The 2,586-nt window shown below is 66.8% G+C and carries 2 protein-coding genes; one reads left to right on the top strand and one right to left on the bottom strand.

Features of this window, described 5'->3' with window-relative positions; all coding sequences use genetic code 11:
• Positions 1–115: 115 nt before the first annotated feature.
• Positions 116–880 carry a GntR family transcriptional regulator gene (locus tag ACFW9Z_RS17530; RefSeq protein WP_384641113.1) on the bottom strand — a complete coding sequence of 255 codons (765 nt, stop codon included), beginning with the start codon at positions 878–880 and terminating at the stop codon, positions 116–118.
• Positions 881–1,159: 279 nt separating this feature from the next.
• Between ACFW9Z_RS17530 and ACFW9Z_RS17525 the strand changes: the two genes are divergently transcribed.
• Positions 1,160–2,458 carry a sugar ABC transporter substrate-binding protein gene (locus ACFW9Z_RS17525; protein WP_384641110.1) on the top strand — a complete coding sequence of 433 codons (1,299 nt, stop codon included), beginning with the start codon at positions 1,160–1,162 and terminating at the stop codon, positions 2,456–2,458.
• The last annotated feature ends 128 nt before the right edge of the window (positions 2,459–2,586 follow it).

Here is a 2,586-nt window from a genome sequence, read left to right as displayed (position 1 = left end):
GGGCCGGCCCGGGCCCCCGGCCCGCCGGGCCCCCGGGGGGGGGCCCCCCCCCACCCCGGGGGGGGGGCGGGGGGCCCCCCCCCCGCCCCCCCGGCCGTCGGCGTTCCTGCGTCCCTCAGTCCGCCGGCCGCTTCAGGCGGGCCACGAACTTGTACCGGTCGCCCCGGTACACGGATCGCACCCACTCCACGGGTTCGCCCTGGCCATCGATGGAATGGCGGGAGAGCATCAGCATCGGCAGCCCCACGTCCGTCCCCAGCAGACCGGCCTCGCGCGGGGTGGCGAGCGAGGTCTCGATGGTCTCCTCGGCCTCGGCGAGGCGGACGTCGTACACCTCGGCGAGCGCGGTGTAGAGCGAGGTGTACTTCACCAGCGAACGGCGCAGCGCGGGGAAGCGTTTGGCCGAAAGATGGGTGGTCTCGATCGCCATCGGCTCCCCGCTGGCCAGCCGCAGCCGCTCGATGCGCAGCACCCGGCCGCCCGTCGAGATGTCCAGCAGACCGGCGAGCGTGTCGTCCGCCGTCACATAGCCGATGTCCAGCAGCTGGGACGTCGGCTCAAGACCCTGGGCGCGCATGTCCTCGGTGTACGAGGTCAGCTGGAGCGCCTGGGACACCTTCGGTTTGGCTACGAAGGTTCCCTTGCCCTGGATGCGTTCGAGCCGGCCCTCCACGACCAGCTCCTGGAGCGCCTGGCGCACGGTGGTGCGCGAGGTGTCGAACTCGGCCGCCAAGGTGCGTTCGGGCGGCACCGGGGTACCTGGCGGCATGGTGTCGGTCATGTCGAGGAGATGCCGCTTGAGCCGGTAGTACTTCGGTACGCGCGCGGTGCGCGCACCGTTGCCGGTCTCGCTCCCCGAACTGCCCCCGTCGGCACCCATGGCCCGCCTTCCCGACGCTTGCGTTGCTGCCGTCACCGGCTCCTCCGTCTGTCGCGGCTCACATGGTGGCACGGTCCGGTCACGGGTCGTCGCCCTCCCTTAGGTGTCGGTCCTATAACGGACGCGAGTGCACTTCTTATACACCCTTGACACCCCTAAAGGTCTAGGCCAAGCTCCCGGTACTGGTCTAAACCATTAAAGACCAGGTCCAGCCCCAGCAGAACTCGTCGAATGTCTTCGCGGTGGGTGGGGTTGCAGCATCCCTGAGGAGGGTTTGACGTGAAGCGCAAGCTCATCGCGGCTATCGGTGTCGCGGGCATGTTGGTTTCGATTGCGGCGTGTGGTACCGACGACAAGGGGTCGTCGAAGGACCCGAAGGACCGCAAGGAAGACCTGACCGTCTGGCTCATGGGCGAGGCCCGGTCGACCTGGCCCGAGCTGGTCAAGGACGTCAACGCCGAGTTCAACAAGAAGTACCCGGGCGTCAAGGTCAAGGTTCAGTACCAGCAGTGGGCTGACAAGGTCAAGAAGCTCGACACCTCCCTCGCGGGTGACAAATTCCCCGATGTTGTCGAACTCGGCAACACCGAGACCATGCAGTACATCCTGAATGGTGCGCTTGGGGAAATCGACCCCAAGAAGTACGAGAACTCGGACACCTGGATCAAGGGCCTCAAGGACACCTGTTCCTTCGAGGGCAAGCTGTACTGCGTTCCTTACTACGCCGGTGCCCGTGTCGCCGTCTACAACAAGGACATGCTGAAGGCCGGCACCGGCAGCGAGACCCTCCCCGAGACCGAGGCCGAGTTCCTCGCCGCGATGGACAAGGTCGGCGCCGAGCTGGGCAAGAAGGACAAGCGCGCCTCCTCGCTCTACCTCCCGGGCCGCTACTGGTACGCCGCGATGTCCTACGTCGCCGCCTACGGTGGCCAGATAGCCGAGTACGACGAGGGTGCCAAGGAGTGGAAGTCCGCGCTCTCCACCCCGGAGGCGCACAAGGGCCTTGAGCACTTCATCAACCTGGTCAAGAAGTACAACAAGGCCGACGTCCTGAAGGACGAGCAGGACCACGCCAACGTCATGGCCAACGAGAAGGCCGCCGTGATCTACGGCCAGGGCTGGGAGGCCGGCAGCGTCTGGGGCGGCGAGAACGGCAACCCGAAGCTCGAGAAGTCGATCGCGATCGCCGGTATGCCCGGCCCCGAGGGCAAGGCCCTCCCGTCCTTCATCGGCGGCTCGGACCTCGCGACGATCTCCAAGTCCAAGGTCCAGGACCTCGGCGAGGAGTGGATCTCCCTCTTCACCAGCGCGAAGTCCATGGAGGTGCTGGTCTCGAAGAACACCCTCCCCAACAACGAGAAGCAGCTTGAGCCGCTGAAGGCCAAGCCGGAGACCGCCGCCGTCGCCAACGCGGTGCCGGACGCCTGGTTCACGCCGATCGCCCCGGGCTGGGCCTCGATCGAGAAGGAAGAGATCCTCCAGAACATGCTCCTGGAGATCGTCAAGGGCTCGTCCGTCGCCGACGCCACCAAGAAGGCCGACGACAAGATCAACGCTCTGATCAACAAGAAGTCCTGACCTTCCGGTCGCCAGGCGGGGGGGGGGGGGGTGTTGGGGGGGCCCCCCCCCCGCGAGGGACAGGGGGGCCGGGTGTTCACGGGGGGGGGCCCGGGCCCCGCGGGGTGGGTGTTTGTTTTTTTAAGATT

It is taken from the genome of Streptomyces sp. NPDC059452, assembly GCF_042750035.1.
Classification (GTDB): Bacteria; Actinomycetota; Actinomycetes; order Streptomycetales; family Streptomycetaceae; genus Streptomyces.
This window is presented reverse-complemented; position numbering and strand designations above follow the sequence as displayed.